Source organism: Novosphingobium panipatense (assembly GCF_900182875.1).
GTDB lineage: Bacteria > Pseudomonadota > Alphaproteobacteria > Sphingomonadales > Sphingomonadaceae > Novosphingobium > Novosphingobium panipatense.
This window is the reverse complement of sequence record NZ_FXUI01000022.1, coordinates 1-16544: the sequence shown is the minus strand read 5'-3', so window position 1 is coordinate 16544 and position 16544 is coordinate 1. Positions and strand designations below refer to the sequence as shown.

Below are 16544 nucleotides of genomic sequence, written 5' to 3'. Positions count from 1 at the left end.
TCTTTCCGAGCTACGGTTTGAGATAGCTTGATTGAGATGCTGGTTAAGATACACAATAGCCCAATCTTATGTGCTCATGTTCGTCACCGCCTCAAACCTTCGTTTGTGATCCATGCTGATCGGCTACGCCCGCGTGTCCAAAGCCGACGGCTCGCAGTCGCTCGACCTGCAGCACGATGCCCTTCGCGCTGCCGGTGTCGAGCCAGGCAATATCTATGATGATCGTGCATCCGGTAGCCGTGATGATCGCCCCGGTCTTGCCGCCTGCCTGAAATCGTTGCGCGACGGCGATGTCCTCATCGTTTGGAAGCTCGACCGGCTCGGCCGAACGCTCACCCACCTGGTCAGCACGGTGCAGAATCTGTCGGATCGCGGTATCGGTCTGCGGGTGCTCACCGGCAAGGGCGCGCAGATCGACACCACGACGCCATCGGGCCGGATGGTGTTCGGCATTTTTGCCACACTGGCGGAGTTTGAGCGGGATATGATCCGCGAGCGCACCATGGCTGGCCTGGCCGCTGCCCGCGCGCGGGGACGCAAGGGTGGCCGCAAGTTCGCCCTCTCCAAGGCCCAGGTGCGGCTCGCTCAGGCTGCTATGGCCCAACGCGACACGTCCGTTTCCGACCTCTGCAAGGAACTCGGGATCGAGCGCGTCACTCTCTACCGCTATGTCGGTCCCAACGGGGAACTCCGGGATTACGGTCAGCGCGTGCTTGCTGCCAAAACGCGATGATGATGACGGGAGCCCCGATCAAACTTACCCAAGCGGACGCCGCAGACGTTGCAGACCTGTACAACCGTTGCAGCGACTATTTCCTGTTGCAGGACGGGGCCGCGCCCACGCTGGACGATGCTCGCGAGCTTTTCTCCGATGTGCCGCCCGAAAAGAGCGCCCACAATCAAGCTGTCCTGGGATGGAAGGGGCCTGGCGGCCTATATGCAATCGCGGCCATCCTCCGCGATTATCCGCGTGATGGCACATGGTATCTCGGCTTCATGATCGTAGATGCCGCACAGCGTGGTCGTGGCGTCGGACGCTCAATTTACTCGACGGTCGAAAGCTGGGCCGCTGCGAGAGGTGCCACAGAGATTCGGTTGGCCGTGCTGGAAGCGAATGAAGCGGCAGAGCGATTTTGGCGTTCTCTCGGCTTCATTGAGTATCGGCGCGTTGGGCCAGACACCTTCAAAATGCGTAGCCATCGCCGGATAGAACTGAGCCGTCGCCTTTCTGGCGCGACCGTAGAAGGCAGCAACAAGTAAGATCTCGCGCCGGCTATCTGGGCGAGCTTGGCGTAGGATTCCGCCCCCTCCCGCAAACGCCCCCATAAGTATCGAGTCGATCCGGTGGCAGGCACAGGAACACGGTGCCGGGCCGCTCCTTCAGGTCGGCGAACTGGAAATCGGACGCGGACGTGCTTTCGACCAGGCGCGGGCTGTCGAGAAAGTGGGTGTGGCGCTGCGCCGAGGACAGCACCCCGGCTGCTTCCCGATCGGATTTGCCGAGCTGGCGATTGGCGGCGCGTGCGATCAGGCCATGCGCACCATTGCTGGCCTGCATGTCCGCCAGCAACGCGGCGAAGCCGGCGGGCTCGCGGGTGAGCTTGTCGCGCACCGTGGCGAGCATGACGCGGGCAGAGGGCTCGTGGACGACGGTGTGCAGGATCACGCCGGCGATCAGCGCCTTGGCTTCCTCGTTCCAGTGCGCCTCGCCCGATTGCCCCGGCGCGTCGTGGACCAGGGCGTCGGCGATCGTCTGCGCATCTTCTGCGAGGTCCGGGCTTGCCGGGTCTAGCTGCGCCAGGGGGTTGTAGCGGGCCGCAGGACGCCCGGAGACGCCGAAGGGGTCCAGGCACCACACAAGGCCCTTCCTGGCTCTCCCACGGGCCGTGACGCGGGAATTCTCGCCCTTGGGGTCGATGCAGACCACCGAGCGGTGGAGCAGCAGCAGGTTGGGGATGATCGTGCCCACGCCCTTGCCCGAGCGGGTGGGTGCGATCGTCAGCAGGTGCGCCGCGCCGTCATAGTGGAGCAGCTTGCCGGATTCCTTGGCGCGGCCGATCAGGAGATCCCCGTTCGCCTCCAGCTTGCGCACGTCGGCGCGGTCGCCGAAGCGGGCCGAGCCCAGCAGCTCGTTCCGGCGCTTGCCGGCGCAGCTGTTGATCCACCAGGTCGCGCCGATCAGTCCGACCAGGACCAGGAACGACGCGGCGCCGGAAATCTGCCCGACGCCGAAGATGCCTTCCAGCCACCGCGCGGTCGCATAGGCCGCGACGAACGCGATGACGATCGCGAGCCGCCAGCTGATCGGCCGACGCCTGCCGATGAGCGGCCCCGCCATCAGCAGGCCCGTTCCAGTGGGGTGATCGCCAGCGCCGGATCGGCGTCGGGATGATCGAGCAGCCTGAGGATGATCTGCGTGGCGAGGAGAGGAGGCACCGCCTCTTCGCGCAGCATGTCGAACAGGGCCTCGTCGTCCGCGCTCAGCGCCATGCCCTCGATGGCGAGGTTGGCGCGGGATTCAGCATCGGCTTCCCGCCAATCCGCCACGTCAGCAGGCGTACCGCGTACGAAATCCAGCGCCCGGACTTCGCGACGGATCGCCTCGATATCCAGTTCTGCCATCGTCTCCGGCATCACGCCCGCTCCCCGTCGAGCCCGCTCAGTGCGTTGAGCAGGGCTCCCATGCCATCTGCCGTGGCCATTGCTCCGCCGAGCGCCCACCACGCTGCTCGCCGATGACGATCGCCTACTGGATAGCGCTTGTTGAAACGGCGGGCTTCGCCAGCAAGCGCTTTGACCATCGCTCATCCTCGCGCCACGACTGGCCTTGCCAATGCGCCGTGCGGTCGTCGAGATCGGCCCAAAGCGAGTCCTCTCCCTGCATGGAAGTTGAGGCGAGCAGGTCATGCAGGTAGGAAAAGCGCTCGCGGGTCATCAGACGATGGACGCGTGCCTCGCCATCATGCACCCAATGGACAAATGGCCCTGCCTGGGGTGGCGGCGAAGCAATCATTCGGGAGCCAGCGCGAAGTTCACGCGCACTGTCACCATCCCGGCGTTGGTTCCTGTCATTACCGGAGGGGCTTGTTCAGGAGCCGGTGGCGCGACAATCGGCGGCGGCCCAGCCATACGGGCATCCATCTCCGCTACCTGCGGCATGTAGCCTCCTTGGCCGCCATCATGGATCGCGAGCACGCGGGCGATGCGCAGTCCAGCGGCATTGGCGTAAGCTTCGGCCTTGGCGCGCGCGGCCTTGTAGGCAGCGTCATAGCCGCTCAGGTTCGCCTTCTCAGGATCGGCGATCGACAGGTTCGGACCAGAGACGATGTTCGCGCCAGCATCGGTGACAGCAGCGATCGCCTCGCCCACCCGCGCCGTGTCGCGCATCCGCACGGTGAGGGTGTTGCTCGCCTCGAAGCGGCCCTTGTTCGGGCCGTAGTCCACGCGATTGACCGACAGGCTGCGGGTCTGGATATCGCGCGCCGGCACGTTCAGCTGGGCAAGGGCTGCCGTGATCCGATTCATGGCTTCAGCGTTCTTCGCGCTGGCGCTTTTCGCGTCGGCCGCCACGCTCGACAGGCCGGCGGTGAACAGCGCCTGGTCGGGCGCGGCTTCGGTGCGTCCCGTGCCTGTGACGGTCAGTAAAGTCTCACCGGTTTTGAGGCCCTGCGGATCAGCCGGACCACGATCGCAGCCGGCAACAACGGCGCAGAGCGGCAAGGCCCAAAGAAGCTTGTTCAAGGCAATCTCTCCTCTACATCATTTTCCGCATCGAACGCGCGTCTGCCGCGCCGCTTCCAGCGCGCGAGCGTGTCGCCGGCATCGTCACTGCGGGCGCGGCCGACCAGCTCCAGCAGCGCCCCATAGATCGTGGCGCGATCGTCGTCAGTCAGCTCGACCAAACCCGCCTTCTGGACAAGGCCGCCCAGTTCGATCAGGTGGCGGGTGCGTTCGCGGCGTTGCACGACCCAAGCCCGCGTATCGTTACGACGCCGCGCCGCTTCCAGACGCTGGATCAGCGCCCGGTTGCGCGTTCCCGCCGTCGCTGTTGCCGCCAGCAGTCCGCCGACTTTTGCGCCTACGCCCCCGAAAGAAAGCGGCGCCCTTTTCGCGCCACGCCTCCTTCGCTTCCGCGTCCTTCGAGGCGACGGCATCGAGCAGTGCGCCGGCGAGTGTTTCCATGTCGAGCGCATCCGCCCCGGTAGCGGTGACAAGCTGGCCGAGTTGTTCGACACGGCGCGCCTTCAGCGCCCGTGCCTTGTCCTCTAGCGCCTTCAACTCCGCGTCATAGTCGCGCACCTTACGCATTGCCCAATATCCTCGTGAACACCAACACTGCGGCAGGGAGGAAAGCACAGAACAGTATGCTGCCCAACATCTGCTTTCCCGCTTGTGGATTCGCCATGTTGCGCGTCCGTCCTCTGCCGGGTTTGCGCCGGGGCACCCACAGACGCGGGTCCTCTTTGGCGAAGTAGCAGCCGAACGTTCCTTCAGCCCAGTGCGCGGGGTTCGACCAGATCGCCTCCAGAGCCGCATCCTGTTTGTCGGGTTCAGGCATCATCGTCTCCCCGTCATCGTCAACAGCAGCCGCAGCGTAACGCGAGCATGCCCAGGACAACAGTAGGTCACAGGCAGATTGCGACGGAGTCAATCATGCGAACGATAGAGAGTGTGAGTGCGCGCTTATACGTCGTTGCCGACGTGCGCTTGAGGAGGCAGTATAGAGGCTGTCATGGCGATCTATCATTTCTCGGCCAAGGTCATCAGCCGTGCAAGCGGATCGAGCGCCGTTGCGAGCGCCGCCTATCGCTCCGCATCCGAGCTGCATGACGAGCGGCTTGGGCGGAACCATGATTTTTCGAACAAGGCCGGCGTCGTCCATTCGGAAATCTTGGCTCCCGAAGGTGCGCCGGAGCGTTTAAACGATCGCGCGACCCTGTGGAACGAGGTGGAGGCCGGGGAGAAACGCAAGGACGCGCAGCTCGCGCGCGAGGTGGAGTTCTCGATCCCGCGCGAGATGAGCGAGAAACAGGGCGTTAGCCTCGCCCGCGATTTTGTGGACAAGCAGTTCGTCGAACGCGGGATGGTCGCGGACCTTAATGTGCATTGGGACAAGGCAAAGGACGGCACCCCGAAGCCGCACGCGCATGTCATGTTGTCGATGCGTGAGGTTGGACCTGAGGGGTTCGGCAAGAAGGTCCGCGCCTGGAACTCAACCGAGCTGTTGAAGGAGTGGCGAGAGGCATGGGCCGCCCACGTCAACGAACGCATGGCGGAGCTGGGGCTGGAAGGGCGGATCGACCATCGCTCCTACGAGGCGCAGGGGATCGAGCTTGAGCCCCAGCACAAGATCGGGCCGATGGGGAAACGGCACGAGCTTGAGGGACAGCCGCACCGCAACGCCGACGATCATGTGCGGATCGCGCGCGAGAACGGCGAGAAGATTATCGCCAAGCCGGAAATCGCGTTGGATGCGATCACGCGGCAACAGGCGACGTTCACCACCCGCGACCTGGCGATGTTCGTCCACCGGCACAGCGACGGCAAGGAGCAGTTCGACCAGGCCATGAGCGCGGTGCGGTCCTCGCCCGAGCTGGTGGCGCTGGGGAAGGACGGACGCGACCAGGAGCGGTTCACGAGCCGCGAGATGATCGCGGTGGAGGAGCGGCTAGAGCGCGCTGCCGGTCGGCTTGCCGACAGGGTGGGGCATGGTCTCCCGGCGGCGTCGCTACAAGGGGGGCTGAACGCCGCCGGGAGTGGCGGGCTGACACTCGGTGAAGATCAGCGGGCCGCTTTGGAGCATATAGGGACGAGTGGCGATCTTGCCATCGTCGTCGGCTATGCGGGCACCGGCAAGTCGGCCATGCTGGGGGTCGCGCGCGAGGCGTGGGAGCGCGAAGGCTATCAGGTGCGCGGCGCGGCCCTGTCGGGCATTGCCGCCGAAAATCTTGAGGGTGGTTCCGGCATCGCCTCGAGGACGATCGCCAGTCTCGAGCACGCATGGGGGCAGGGGCGCGAGCAGCTAGGCCCGCGTGATGTGCTCGTTATCGACGAGGCGGGCATGATCGGCTCGCGCCAGATGGAGCGGGTGCTGTCGGAGGCCGAACGTGCCGGCGCGAAGGTCGTTCTTGTCGGCGATCCCGAGCAGTTGCAGGCGATCGAGGCCGGGGCGGCGTTCCGCAGCCTTGCCGAGCGTCATGGCGCGGCCGAGATCACCGAAATTCGCCGGCAGCATGAGGACTGGCAACGGCAAGCGACGCGCGCGCTCGCCACAGGCCGCACGGGCGAAGCCATCCATGCTTATGAGAGCCAAGGCATGGTGCGCGCGGCCGACACGCGCGAGGCGGCGCGCGTTGAGCTAATGGATGGATGGGAGAGCGCCCGCCAGGCCGATCCGGACAAGAGCCGCATCATCCTCACCCATACCAATGCCGAGGTGCAGGAGCTGAACAGCGAAGCCCGCAGCCGTATGCGCGCCGCCGGCGAGCTGGGTGAGGAGGTGGGGCTATCGGTGGAGCGCGGCAGGCGCGATTTCGCGACCGGTGATCGGATCATGTTCTTCCGCAACGATCGTGGTCTTGGCGTGAAGAACGGATCGCTGGGCACGCTGGAGCGCGTCAGCGCCGAGGGCATGGCGGTGAAGATGGACGATGGCCGGAAGGTCGCGTTCGACCTCAAGGACTATGCCCATGTCGATCACGGCTATGCCGCCACCTTCCACAAGTCGCAGGGCGTGACGGTCGATCAGGCGCATGTGCTGGCGACACCGGGCATGGATCGGCACTCGGCCTATGTCGGCCTGTCGCGGCACCGCGACAGCGTGCAGCTCCACTATGGTCGCGACGATTTCACAGATCAGCGCCAGCTCACCCGCACCCTGTCGCGCGACCGGGGCAAGGACATGGCGGGCGATTATGCCGCCGCCCGTGACGGGCAGGCCCAGGCCCGCGCGTTCGCCGAGCGGCGCGAGATCCGCTTCCCGGAACTCGCGCGCGAGATCGCCGGGAAGGTGCGTGACAAGGCGAGGGGTATGTTCGCCGGGTTCAAGCCGAAACCGTCCTCGCCCGAGCTGGCGCGCGACGGCAAAGGGGGTCCGATTAACACCACCCCCGAGCGGGCACCGGCAGCGCCGAGCCAGGCCAGGGCGATCGAGCGCTATGCGCGCGCGCAGGCCGATATGGACCGAATGCGGGAGAAGGGCTTGCCCGTGCTCCCGCATCAGCAGCAGGCGCTGGCGAAGGCGGGCGACGCGCTCGACCAGGTGCGGCCCCATGCCGCCCGCGATTTGGCGTCCGCGTTCGAGCGCAACCCGGTGCTGGTGCGCGAAGCGGCCGAGGGCAAGGCCGGCGGCGCGGCGCGGGCGATGGCGCACGAGGCCCAGGTCCGCACCAATCCCGAGCTTCGCGCCGATCGGTTCGTGGAGCGCTGGCAGGGCATGGCGCGCGAGCGGGCCGAGCTTACGCGCAGCGGCGATCGTGAGGCCGCGCAGCGCACCGGCAAGAAGATGGAGAGCCTGGCCGGAACGCTGCACCGCGATCCCCAACTCGAATCCGTCTTGCGGCGGCGCGCGCCCGAGCTGGGGCTGGAAATGGGCCGGGATCGCCCGATCAGCCAGGAATTGACCCGTTCGCTGGAAATCGGCCGCGATCGAGGGTTGAGCCGATAAGGAGAGGCAATGGCGGACGAGGAATGGGAGGAAGGCGGCGACGCGGCGGCGGAAGCGTTCGAGCAGGTGCGCGTTGCGGTCGAGCAGCAGCGCGGCGAACTAGCGTTGATGCGCCGCGCCATCGAGGGACTGGCGGCCGAGCGCGCCAGCATCGACGTGCCGGATTATTCCGAGACGCTGGGGCATGTCGTCCAGGGGCTGGACGGCATCAACGGACGCCTGGACCAGGTTACGACGGCCATCGTGAAGTCGCCGGCGTTGGCGATGACGCCGGCGCAGGTTTCGGCGCAGATCAATCGAGCGGCGGCCGACCTTCGCAGCGCCGATCATGCCGCCCTCGCCACCGCCACCAACGAGATGAAACAGCAGGGACGCGAGCTGCGCACCGTCGTTCAATCGGCGCTGACGGCGCGGGATCAAAAGAACCGTCAACTATGGTTCGGGCTGGGCGGGTTGCTTATCGGCATCCTGCTCTGGTCCTTCCTGCCCGGTATGGTCGCGCGCGAGATCGCACCGGCGAGCTGGCAATGGCCCGAACGCATGGCGACGCGGGTCCTTGCCGAGACGACACCGTGGGATGCCGGGCAGCATCTTATGGCGAGCGCATCGCGGCCGAGCTGGGAGGCGATTGTCGCGGTCGACAGGTTGCTGCGCGACAATCGAGAAAAGATCGAAGGATGCCGGCAGACCGCAAGGAAGGCGGATCAGCCGGTGCGATGCACGATCCAAGTAGGAGCAGAGAAATAATGGTGCTTCCCTACCGCTCGACGCCCATATTCGATGAGGTGACATTGCCCGCTGCCCTGCGCTCCGAGCATCGCACCAAGGCCGGTGTGTGGGGCGTGATCCGGGTCATCGAAGGGAGATTGAAGCTCACCTATCTCGACCCTGCCTCGGAGGTGATCCTTACACCTGAGCGGCCAGGGCTTGTTCTACCGGAACAGCCGCATTTCGTCGAACCCCTCGGAGCCATGCGGATGCAGGTCGATTTCTACGATCAGCAGCCAAGCCTCTAGGGAGCAGCCATGCCTAAAGCAGCCCTGTCATTCCCGCTTCTTGCCATCCTCGCGCTTGGTGGTTGTGCGACGAGCGAACCGGCCTCCAATATCGGCCCGCCTCCCGCCGGGCAGTCGGAGCGAAGCGGCGAGATCACGCCTTGGGGGCTGACCTATGGCGCGGCGGTGATGACCTCCAAGGTCTACCCGCACCTGGCAGCGGCGGCCGATGCAAATGCTAATCTGTTCATCTCCCCAGTCAGCCTGTCGCAGGGCCTGGGGCTCGCCTATCTTGGCGCGCGGGGCGGCACACGCGAGGAGATCGGGCACGCGCTTGGCTGGGATTCGGCCCGCAACGTCCCTGCGCTCATCAAGTCCTACAATACGCAGCTCACCGACACCGGCGATGCCGATACCACGCTCGGCATCGCGAACGCGCTGTGGCTGGCGAAGGGATTGCCGATCCGGAACGAGTATGTCGCCGAGGCGCATGCCGGCTTCGGAGTGGCTCCGGAAACAGTCGATTATGCCGGAAACCCTGCCGAAGCAGCCGAGCGGATCAATGGCTGGGTTTCGCGCGAGACGAGGGGCAGGATTTCGCAGATCGTCTCTCCGAGCGGCTTCGGGGATGACACTGCCGCTGTGTTGACCAACGCGCTTTACTTCAAGGCGAAGTGGCAGGTGCCGTTCGAGGAGACGGAAACGCGGACCTTCACTCGTGGCGACGGCTCGCGCATCCCGATCACGATGATGAAGCGGATTGGCCGGTTCGACTATCGCGAGACCCGGGAAGGGCAGGCAATCGCGCTGCCTTATGGCGGCGATGGCTTCGTGATGGAGATTTTCCTGCCGCGTGACGCGGCGACCCTGCGCCGCTGGGAGCGTGAGCTGAAGGGTGTCGATTTCTTCGCCGGCGAGCAGGGCGGCAATGATCGTTTCGACCTGTCAGCGGAGCAGGCTCGCGAGATGCGTATCGTTCTGCCCCGCTTCGAAGCGAGGTTCGATGAGAGCGTGAAGGCAGCGCTGATCGCAGCGGGCATGTCAAGCGCCTTCGATCAGCAGCGTGCGGACCTGTCGGGGATCGCCAGCGGTGTGCGCCTCGCGATCGATGACGTGGCGCACGCGACCTTCCTGCGCATCGATGAGGAGGGCACCGAGGCGGCGGCGGCAACCGCAGTCAAGATCGTCGTGACCAGTGCGCGGATAGAGCCTCAGGTGCCGGAGATGGTGGTCGATCGTCCTTTCCTTGCCACCCTGCGAGACCGAAAGAGCGGCGCGGTGCTGTTTTTCGGGCGCATCGCCGATCCGACAGCGATTCCATAGGCGCACTCAGGCCATGCTCCGTTCAGCCGTGCGGGCGTAGCCTCCCGGTATGATGATGGTGTCGCTATCGCGAGCGATCGGAACGGCTCTGGCCGGTGCGGCGTTGAGTGCGTCCACGCCCGCCATGGCGTGCTCCTGCATCCTGCCCGACAATATCGAGGCAGCGGCGCGCGCGGCGTTCGCCAAAGCCGATCTTGTTGGTGAGTTGGAGATAGGGCGGGCGCCGGTGACGGCACCGCGCAGTTTCTGGTGCGGGTCGGACGGACGAGCGCGACTATGGTTCAGGCCCGGGCATAAGATCGAGCAGAGCCGCCCCGCGCGCGTTATCAGCGTCACAAAGGGCCGCGTCTCGGGACCAATCAGCATCCGTACCAATCCGATGATGAACATAGGTGGCCGGTGCGGGATGGCCGGGAATAGCTGCCAGGTTTCTCTCAGCCGAAGCGCCGTTCGGACCGGCCCCATGCTGTTTCGGCGTGTTGCGCCGGGCACCTATGAACCCTTGGACGTTTGCACCCAGTCGGCGTTCACCACCTGGCTCGAACAGCGCCAGAAGCATCGCGCAAGCCCGCAGACGCGGTAACGCTTCGAGGAACCATCGATTTCCTGAATCACCGGCTTGCCATTGATTCAGGAAAGTCGCCGGACTTGGAGAGGCTTATTTCGTAGGCTCCGCGCCATGAATGGCGCGAACCTGTCCCTGCCCGAGCCGATCGAATTGGTGGCGATCGACCCGGCGCGCAACATCCGCCGGCGTTACAGCATCACCGCAAGCCTCGATCTTTTCGGCATGATCGTTGTAGAAACCCGCTGGGGCCGGATCGGCGCACACGGCCAAGCCCAGCGGCACGCCTTCGCCGATCGCGCGGCGGCCGACCGCCACATTGCCGCGACCCTGCGGCGGCGCGGCACGGCCGAAACCCGGATCGGGGTGCCTTACGAGCTGGTGCCTACCGAGGTTTGAGCCGCCACCGCCACGTCGGCTGCTTGAAGAAACCGGCCGTGCTACGGCCAGCATGTTGCCGGCTCAAGCGGCGCATCCTCTCCTGGACGACAGCCCTGGCGACCATCGGCCGACCGTAGCGCTCCGCATTCTAGCTGGAAATGGTTCAGCGGGACAGGATGCCGGCGGTCCCTTGCACGTCTGGCGTTCGCCTGTGAGCGCTACGGCGGCGATAGTCATGGCGCGCGCGTGTCGAAATGGACGCTCTGGAAAAGCCTCGCGCCAGATTTTCTCGGCCATCGATGCAAGCTCCTGCGGCGTCGGCGGCCGAGCCTCACGAATGCACGCTATCAAGGCGCGCGGAAACAGGCGCTCCATCGTCTCTCTCCGATTGCGATATGGAAGCCCATAGCACGCGCGCAGCCCCGATCGACCGAGACGGGACGAAGCGGGCCTTGAAGCGGTCTGGCTGGCAACATCGGCGGCTCGCACCCCCTATATCTTGAGGGCAGGAGAGCCCTGCCCGGAGAATGAGATGCCGCCCGATGTGCCTGCCCGTGTTCCCTTGCCGATCGCCATGCCCGATGATGCGTTCGGAGCAGCGCTGATCGAGCAGGCGGCGGCGCTAAGCGCCTATGCGCGGCGACTGACTGGAGGCGGCGCCGATGCCGACGACCTTCTGCAGGACACCATGCTCCGGTGCTGGACCGCGCGCGCCAGCTTCGCGGCGGGAACAAGCCTCGCCGCCTGGGCGCGGACCGTGATGAAGAACAGCTTTCTCACCGGTCGCCGCCGCGCCCGCTTTCATGCCGACCTGCCCGAAGAGGCGCGCGACCGCATGCTACGGGTGGACGAGACCCAGAGCCTCGCCGTCTGGCTGCGGGATACGGATTGGGCGCTCAGCGAGCTTCCGCCCCACCAACGCGAGGCGGTGCTGCTGGCGAGCCAGGGCGTGTCCATCGAGGATGGCGCGGCGCAGCTCGGCATTGCCCCAGGCACATTCAAGAGCCGCATCGCACGCGGGCGGACTCGGCTGCGCGCCCTCATCGAGGAGCGATCGACGCCGCTGCTGGCCGACAGGACCGATCGCGATATGCACCCACCAGCGGCCAAGCGGCCCATCCACCTGCGGAAAAAACGGGACTGGCGGGGCGTCAAGATCGGCTGATCCCCGGTGTGCCTGTCGGCTTGTTGCTTTTCTTAACGGCTTGCGGGTAGCGTGCGCACACCTGCGGAGACGCGGGTGGAGGCGTGGAAACCTCCTGAAACACGAGCCGGTCGAGCTTCATCGACCGGGTGGCGGGCGCGCATGTCCAAGCCACCCGGCCAAAGGCGTCCGCGCCTGACGTGTTTCAGGTTTCCAACACCCGGTTCAGTGGCCGGCACGTCTCCGAAATGGGGCGTGCCGCCGGCTGCACAGGAACACTTGGGGCGGGAATGAGCTTGGAGAACCTTTTGACCGAGTAGGACATGCGTGAATAGTCATCTGCCTGTCGGCCGCTTCGCCGATCGTCTCCATTCCCTGCCGCGCGAACGCGCATGGTTCGCGGTCCTCCTCAGCGTCACGGCGCTGGCGCTGGCGGATGCACATTTTCCCCGGATAGGTCTTGCGCCGCTCTATATCCCGATCGTCTGCGCTGCTTGTTGGGCGCTGGGAAGCCGTGCTGGCTATCTGGTGGCGATCGTCGCGGCGGTCCTCGCCGTCGTGCCGCATCTCGCCGAACTTCCAGGGCTCTCCCCCGCCCTGCTCGGGGCAAGGATGGCCGTGCGCGCCGTCACCTATGGTTTCGTCGCCGCCATCGTTCTCAGCTTCCGCCGGTCCTTTGATCGGGAGCACCACCTGGCGGCGCGCGACCGCATGACCGATGCGCTCAACAAGGAGACGTTCCGCGAGCGCGTGATCCATCGTCTCGATCTAGCGGTGCCTGCCCGGCAATCCTTCCTGCTCGCGATCCTTGATCTCGATGATTTCAAGGGCATCAATAACCGCCACGGCCATGTTGCCGGCGACGAGGTGCTGCGCGCCTTCGCGCAGGGCGCACGGAAGGCCATCCGACGCGAGGACGATTTCGGCCGGATCGGCGGCGACGAGTTCGCCTTTTTGCTTCCCGTCCATTCGGCCGAGGAAGGGGTGTATTACGCTCGCTTGCTCCACAAGCGCCTGTCATCGGTTCTGGCCGACACGCCTCATCCGGTGACGTGCAGCATGGGCGCGCTGCTCATCTCGCCCGATACCCCGCGTGACGAACCCTCGTTGATGCATGCGGTCGATCAGCTCATGTACGCGGTCAAGCGCGCCGGGAAGAACGCCGTGGAGATCGGCCGCGCAATGACCGATCGAGGCCGGGACGCCCCTGTTCCGTCAAGGCTCCGGGTTCCCATCGAGGCATGTCTATGACGAATGACGACACAGCCCTCTCGCTTATGAGGATGGCATTGGCCCAACTGGATCGGACCGGCCGAGGCGCGACGGCCACCGCCGTCCATTTGCAAGCCGCGATCGACGCCGCGACCGGAGCCGGCCCGATGCAACCCGGCGAGCTGCTGGATGACGAGGGGGCGTTTCCTTTTGAGCCTCTCGCATCGCGTCAGTGAAGCAGCCCTGTTAGGCAGGGTTGAGCGCGCCAGAAAGCGCCCCGATCAGCAGCTCGCGCGAAGCGGGCTTGTGGCAGGTCGGGCGTGAGGCGTGGGCAGCCGGGATCATGCTGGCCGCACCCGTGGCGAAGATGAAGGGCACGCCGCGACGGTCCAGTTCGTCCGCGATCGGGAACGAGGTTTCGGAGCCAAGTTGCACATCGAGGCTGGCGACATGAGGCGACGAGTCCAGCGCCGTCAGGGCGTCCCGCACACAATCGACAGGGCCGACAACTTCCGCGTCTGCTTCGGTTATTATCTCGACCAGCGTGGCCGCGACCCAATAATCATCTTCGACAACCAGCACGCGAAGGCCGCTGATCCCACCTTGTGTAGTCATGCCGCACCAAGCATTTACGCAGCCGTTCCACCGATCAGCGCAGCAACGCGCCGTCTGGCTCTGTGCTCCACGCGGACGTGCAAAATGTTCGTCCTGGGCTCCCGATTGCTCTAAGTAGCCGGGTAGGGGGCACGTAGAGTTATGGTCGATACTGAAACCCGGATTCGTGAGCTTGAGCATCGGTTCAGGAACATTCTCACTGTCGTTCGTTCCCTTGTCAGCCAGAGCTTGCAGGCGGCCGATTCGATCGAAGACGCCCGATCGACCATTGACGAGCGATTGGCGGCGCTGGGCAACGCGACCGAGCAGCTTCTATCCCACAACTGGCAGGCGGCGCCCCTGCCCGCGCTGGCGGAAAATGCGCTGGGCCACTTCACCCTCTACGCGGAGCGGCTTCGCCTCCACGGCCCCACGGTCACGATCGGCCCCAGGGCGGCGATGACGTTGACCCTCGCCTTTCACGAGCTGGCGACGAACGCGATCAAATATGGGTCCCTGTCCAATGAGGCGGGCACGATCGAGCTGACATGGAAGGTGCTGGATTCGGGCACCGAAGCCGAGCTTTGGATGCAATGGGCCGAACGGGGTGGCCCGCCAGTCGTCAGGCCCGAGCGGCGGGGCTTTGGGTCGCGGCTGATATGCACGGCCGTGAGCCGCAGCTTGCGCGGCCGTGCCGAGATGGAGTTCCCGCCTCGGGCGTCGTGTGGACCTTGCTCGCTCCTCTGGCTGCGGTCGAGCTATGATCGAATGCGGATATGGGATACCCCGACGCTAAGCCTTGGGTTCATCGCGCATGCCTGTCTCTCCGGCCCACGCTCCTTGCTCGATCGGGTCCCTCTCGCCACTTTGATCGTCTCTTTTGTCAGGGTCCTGAAATCCGGAGCACGTCTGTATGTCCAAACCGCTTTCCCCCGAAACAATGGCTTTGGTAAAAGCTACGGCGCCTGCGCTCCAGCAGCACGGCGTGGAGATTACCACGCGCATGTATCAGCGCCTGTTCGTCGATCCGGAGATCAAGGCGCTGTTTGACATGGCCGCGCACGAATCCGGCGCGCAGCCCAAGCGGCTCGCGGCGGCGATCCTCGCCTTTGCGCAGAATGTGGACAAGCTCGACGTGCTGAAACCCGCGATCGAGCGCATCGCCGCGCGCCATGTCGAGACCCATATCCAGCCCGAACATTATCCTGCGGTCGCCAACGCGCTGCTGCCGGCGATCCGCGACATATTGGGCGAGGCGGCAACCGATGAGATTCTGAACGCCTGGGGCGAAGCCTACTGGTTCCTGGCCGATATCCTTATCAACCGTGAGGCGCAGCTCTACCGGACTGAGGCGGCATGATCGCCGCATCGGGCCGCTCCTCCCGCTAGGACACTGACTCCTCAGCGCCCGCCAGCCCCATCACGGCGGTAAGGCACCGGCCTTCATTGGCCGAATGGACAGGCACAAGAGAGACGAACTCATCGCCATTCACTCCTGAACACCGTTAGCGAGCTTGACGAGCTTCATCTGCACCTTCTCAAGATCGGCAATGGCCTGATGATCTTCGATCGACCAACCCTCACCTTTTGGCCGTTTCGGCCCCTTTTGTAATCGACCGATGATTGAGGCGGCCTCGTAGACCTCCTGCACGCCGCCATGGCCGCCCAGATCAAGCCGGTGCGCGATTGTCGTGAGCCGATCCACGAAGTTCGTGCGGGCCGCCGGCCCGCTCTGGTGCGCAAGAGCGGCAGGCCCTGCCTATATTCTCTGGCTGACAGGTGCCGGAGTCCTGATCGCGCTCGTGGCATGGCTGCCGCTTGCGTTAAAACGATTGCCGCTGTCGCTACCGATCATCTGTATTGAGATCGGAGCCGCGATCCTCTCGTTGCCGGCTGCTGTGTCGCTGCGGCCTTTGCCGCTGGCTTACGCCGACATCACCCTTCGATCAAATCTCGGATGCGGGTAGCCAGCACATCCATTGCGAAGGGTTTGGTGAGGACGTGCATGCCAGGATCGAGATGGCCGTGGCTCAGCACTGCGTTCTCGGCATAGCCGGTGATGAACAAGACCTTGAGGTCAGGACTGAGGTGGTGCCGGTTTTCTGGACAGGGTGTTAAGCTACTCCCGACCTGATGGATTGGTACGGGAATGAAGACGACGAGGAAGCGCTACAGCGCCGATTTTAAGGCCAAGATCGCGCTGGAAGCGATCCGGGGCGATCTGACGCTGGCGGAACTGGCAGCCAAGCATGGTGTGCACCACACGATGATCGCGTCGTGGAAGCGGCAGGCCATCGACGGCATGGCAGGCACGTTCTCCGGGGCTGGCGATGTGGCCAAGGCCGTCAGCGAGAGCGAGGTGGAAAAGCTGCATGCCAAGATCGGGCAATTGGTCGTCGAGCGGGATTTTTTAGCGAAAGCCTTCGGTCGATGAGCGTGGACCGGAGGCGGGCGATGGTCGAATCTGCTCACCACTGCTTGTCGATCACGGCGCAGTGCCGCCTGCTGCGCATCAGCCGCTCGTCGTATTACTAGGGGAGCGGTGAGAGGATGGTCAAAAACGTACGCTCTCATGACTGCCATCCGAGACGCTGGCCGAGTTTACTCCTTCGCTGGCCTCGAGACCAGCGGTCGCATTGACCTTGGCGGGTGTGCCGCGGGCGC

General features: G+C 65.0%; 21 protein-coding genes and 2 pseudogenes. 12 read left to right on the top strand and 11 right to left on the bottom strand.

Annotated features, from left to right (window positions below):
• Nucleotides 1-112: 112 nt before the first annotated feature.
• Nucleotides 113-733, top strand: a complete 621-nt coding sequence (locus tag QOL62_RS18405) for a recombinase family protein (protein WP_008832583.1) — start codon at nt 113-115, stop codon at nt 731-733.
• The gene (locus QOL62_RS18400; RefSeq protein ID WP_007686150.1) at nt 730-1260 is read left to right on the top strand and encodes a GNAT family N-acetyltransferase; all 531 of its coding nucleotides are present in this window, start codon (nt 730-732) and stop codon (nt 1258-1260) included. Before QOL62_RS18405 ends, QOL62_RS18400 begins: the two co-directional genes overlap by 4 nt.
• A 13-nt stretch (nt 1261-1273) precedes the next feature.
• Here the strand turns inward: QOL62_RS18400 and QOL62_RS18395 are convergent, their stop codons facing one another.
• From QOL62_RS18395 to QOL62_RS18365, 7 genes are all read right to left on the bottom strand, one after another.
• Nucleotides 1274-2338 (bottom strand): type IV secretory system conjugative DNA transfer family protein, encoded by a 1065-nt coding sequence (locus QOL62_RS18395; RefSeq protein WP_430438275.1) that lies wholly within the window; start codon nt 2336-2338, stop codon nt 1274-1276.
• Nucleotides 2338-2622 (bottom strand): hypothetical protein, encoded by a 285-nt coding sequence (locus tag QOL62_RS18390; RefSeq protein WP_283407183.1) that lies wholly within the window; start codon nt 2620-2622, stop codon nt 2338-2340. Before QOL62_RS18390 ends, QOL62_RS18395 begins: the two co-directional genes overlap by 1 nt.
• A gap of 11 nt (nt 2623-2633) precedes the next feature.
• Entirely contained in the window at nt 2634-2801 is a 168-nt protein-coding gene (locus QOL62_RS18385) for a hypothetical protein (RefSeq protein WP_283407170.1), read from the bottom strand.
• A gap of 208 nt (nt 2802-3009) precedes the next feature.
• Nucleotides 3010-3741, bottom strand: coding sequence for an SIMPL domain-containing protein (locus tag QOL62_RS18380; protein WP_283407169.1), 732 nt, complete (start codon nt 3739-3741; stop codon nt 3010-3012).
• Nucleotides 3738-3965 (bottom strand): conjugal transfer protein TraD, encoded by a 228-nt coding sequence (locus QOL62_RS18375; RefSeq protein WP_283407168.1) that lies wholly within the window; start codon nt 3963-3965, stop codon nt 3738-3740. The genes QOL62_RS18380 and QOL62_RS18375 overlap by 4 nt, the downstream gene beginning before the upstream one ends.
• A 19-nt stretch (nt 3966-3984) precedes the next feature.
• A complete protein-coding gene (locus QOL62_RS18370) occupies nt 3985-4308 on the bottom strand; it encodes a conjugal transfer protein TraD (RefSeq protein ID WP_283407167.1) in 324 nt (107 codons plus the stop codon).
• Nucleotides 4301-4558, bottom strand: a complete 258-nt coding sequence (locus QOL62_RS18365; RefSeq protein ID WP_283407166.1) for a hypothetical protein — start codon at nt 4556-4558, stop codon at nt 4301-4303. Before QOL62_RS18365 ends, QOL62_RS18370 begins: the two co-directional genes overlap by 8 nt.
• Before the next feature lie 174 nt (nt 4559-4732).
• Here QOL62_RS18365 and traA point away from each other — a divergent pair, with 174 nt between their 5' ends.
• The 4 genes from traA to QOL62_RS18345 are packed head-to-tail and all read left to right on the top strand — an operon-like array spanning nt 4733 to nt 9984.
• On the top strand, nt 4733-7666 hold the full coding sequence (gene traA, locus QOL62_RS18360; RefSeq protein WP_283407165.1) for a Ti-type conjugative transfer relaxase TraA: 2934 nt from the start codon (nt 4733-4735) through the stop codon (nt 7664-7666).
• Between the two features lie 9 nt (nt 7667-7675).
• A complete protein-coding gene (locus QOL62_RS18355; protein WP_047867205.1) occupies nt 7676-8413 on the top strand; it encodes a DUF6118 family protein in 738 nt (245 codons plus the stop codon).
• Nucleotides 8413-8682: a TehB family protein gene (locus QOL62_RS18350; protein WP_047867206.1), complete on the top strand. Its 270-nt coding sequence runs from the start codon at nt 8413-8415 to the stop codon at nt 8680-8682. Before QOL62_RS18355 ends, QOL62_RS18350 begins: the two co-directional genes overlap by 1 nt.
• Before the next feature lie 9 nt (nt 8683-8691).
• Complete coding sequence (locus QOL62_RS18345) at nt 8692-9984, top strand: serpin family protein (RefSeq protein ID WP_283407164.1); 1293 nt, start codon at nt 8692-8694, stop codon at nt 9982-9984.
• Nucleotides 9985-9990: 6 nt separating this feature from the next.
• Here QOL62_RS18345 and QOL62_RS18340 read toward each other — a convergent pair whose 3' ends face one another.
• Complete coding sequence (locus QOL62_RS18340; protein ID WP_152680181.1) at nt 9991-10374, bottom strand: hypothetical protein; 384 nt, start codon at nt 10372-10374, stop codon at nt 9991-9993.
• Nucleotides 10375-10663: 289 nt separating this feature from the next.
• On the opposite strand from QOL62_RS18340, the gene QOL62_RS18335 reads away from it, so the two are divergent.
• The 3 genes from QOL62_RS18335 (at nt 10664) to QOL62_RS18325 (ending at nt 13325) form a co-directional block, all read left to right on the top strand.
• Entirely contained in the window at nt 10664-10948 is a 285-nt protein-coding gene (locus QOL62_RS18335; protein ID WP_283407163.1) for a WGR domain-containing protein, read from the top strand.
• Nucleotides 10949-11462: 514 nt separating this feature from the next.
• Nucleotides 11463-12095, top strand: coding sequence for an RNA polymerase sigma factor (locus tag QOL62_RS18330; RefSeq protein ID WP_066550609.1), 633 nt, complete (start codon nt 11463-11465; stop codon nt 12093-12095).
• A 306-nt stretch (nt 12096-12401) separates the two neighbouring features.
• Nucleotides 12402-13325, top strand: coding sequence for a GGDEF domain-containing protein (locus QOL62_RS18325; RefSeq protein WP_283407162.1), 924 nt, complete (start codon nt 12402-12404; stop codon nt 13323-13325).
• Between the two features lie 207 nt (nt 13326-13532).
• Here the strand turns inward: QOL62_RS18325 and QOL62_RS18320 are convergent, their stop codons facing one another.
• Nucleotides 13533-13901 carry a response regulator gene (locus tag QOL62_RS18320; protein ID WP_283407161.1) on the bottom strand — a complete coding sequence of 123 codons (369 nt, stop codon included), beginning with the start codon at nt 13899-13901 and terminating at the stop codon, nt 13533-13535.
• A gap of 141 nt (nt 13902-14042) precedes the next feature.
• Here QOL62_RS18320 and QOL62_RS18315 point away from each other — a divergent pair, with 141 nt between their 5' ends.
• Together QOL62_RS18315 and QOL62_RS18310 are read left to right on the top strand one after the other, a co-directional pair.
• Nucleotides 14043-14930, top strand: a complete 888-nt coding sequence (locus tag QOL62_RS18315) for a sensor histidine kinase (RefSeq protein ID WP_283407160.1) — start codon at nt 14043-14045, stop codon at nt 14928-14930.
• The gene (locus QOL62_RS18310; RefSeq protein WP_283407159.1) at nt 14821-15240 is read left to right on the top strand and encodes a globin domain-containing protein; all 420 of its coding nucleotides are present in this window, start codon (nt 14821-14823) and stop codon (nt 15238-15240) included. The genes QOL62_RS18315 and QOL62_RS18310 overlap by 110 nt, the downstream gene beginning before the upstream one ends.
• Nucleotides 15241-15369: 129 nt before the next feature.
• Here QOL62_RS18310 and QOL62_RS18305 read toward each other — a convergent pair whose 3' ends face one another.
• Both QOL62_RS18305 and QOL62_RS18300 read right to left on the bottom strand, forming a co-directional pair.
• On the bottom strand, nt 15370-15585 hold the full coding sequence (locus QOL62_RS18305; protein WP_283407158.1) for a hypothetical protein: 216 nt from the start codon (nt 15583-15585) through the stop codon (nt 15370-15372).
• A 230-nt stretch (nt 15586-15815) separates the two neighbouring features.
• Nucleotides 15816-15962, bottom strand: a pseudogene (locus tag QOL62_RS18300) (response regulator); the annotation flags it as partial.
• Nucleotides 15963-16029: 67 nt separating this feature from the next.
• Between QOL62_RS18300 and QOL62_RS18295 the strand changes: the two are divergent.
• Nucleotides 16030-16412, top strand: a pseudogene (locus tag QOL62_RS18295) (transposase); the annotation flags it as partial.
• Nucleotides 16413-16544: the final 132 nt, after the last annotated feature.

Coding starts and splice junctions, on each gene's coding strand:
- QOL62_RS18395 (WP_430438275.1), bottom strand. CDS start 2,338: ATGGCGGGGCCGCTCATCGGCAGGCGTCGGCCGATCAGCTGGCGGCTC.
- QOL62_RS18330 (WP_066550609.1), top strand. CDS start 11,463: ATGCCGCCCGATGTGCCTGCCCGTGTTCCCTTGCCGATCGCCATGCCC.
- QOL62_RS18405 (WP_008832583.1), top strand. CDS start 113: ATGCTGATCGGCTACGCCCGCGTGTCCAAAGCCGACGGCTCGCAGTCG.
- QOL62_RS18400 (WP_007686150.1), top strand. CDS start 730: ATGATGATGACGGGAGCCCCGATCAAACTTACCCAAGCGGACGCCGCA.
- QOL62_RS18350 (WP_047867206.1), top strand. CDS start 8,413: ATGGTGCTTCCCTACCGCTCGACGCCCATATTCGATGAGGTGACATTG.
- QOL62_RS18390 (WP_283407183.1), bottom strand. CDS start 2,622: ATGGCAGAACTGGATATCGAGGCGATCCGTCGCGAAGTCCGGGCGCTG.
- QOL62_RS18340 (WP_152680181.1), bottom strand. CDS start 10,374: ATGTTCATCATCGGATTGGTACGGATGCTGATTGGTCCCGAGACGCGG.
- QOL62_RS18370 (WP_283407167.1), bottom strand. CDS start 4,308: ATGCGTAAGGTGCGCGACTATGACGCGGAGTTGAAGGCGCTAGAGGAC.
- QOL62_RS18385 (WP_283407170.1), bottom strand. CDS start 2,801: ATGGTCAAAGCGCTTGCTGGCGAAGCCCGCCGTTTCAACAAGCGCTAT.
- QOL62_RS18310 (WP_283407159.1), top strand. CDS start 14,821: ATGGCTTTGGTAAAAGCTACGGCGCCTGCGCTCCAGCAGCACGGCGTG.
- QOL62_RS18345 (WP_283407164.1), top strand. CDS start 8,692: ATGCCTAAAGCAGCCCTGTCATTCCCGCTTCTTGCCATCCTCGCGCTT.
- QOL62_RS18365 (WP_283407166.1), bottom strand. CDS start 4,558: ATGCCTGAACCCGACAAACAGGATGCGGCTCTGGAGGCGATCTGGTCG.
- QOL62_RS18315 (WP_283407160.1), top strand. CDS start 14,043: ATGGTCGATACTGAAACCCGGATTCGTGAGCTTGAGCATCGGTTCAGG.
- QOL62_RS18320 (WP_283407161.1), bottom strand. CDS start 13,901: ATGACTACACAAGGTGGGATCAGCGGCCTTCGCGTGCTGGTTGTCGAA.
- QOL62_RS18355 (WP_047867205.1), top strand. CDS start 7,676: ATGGCGGACGAGGAATGGGAGGAAGGCGGCGACGCGGCGGCGGAAGCG.
- traA (WP_283407165.1), top strand. CDS start 4,733: ATGGCGATCTATCATTTCTCGGCCAAGGTCATCAGCCGTGCAAGCGGA.
- QOL62_RS18335 (WP_283407163.1), top strand. CDS start 10,664: ATGAATGGCGCGAACCTGTCCCTGCCCGAGCCGATCGAATTGGTGGCG.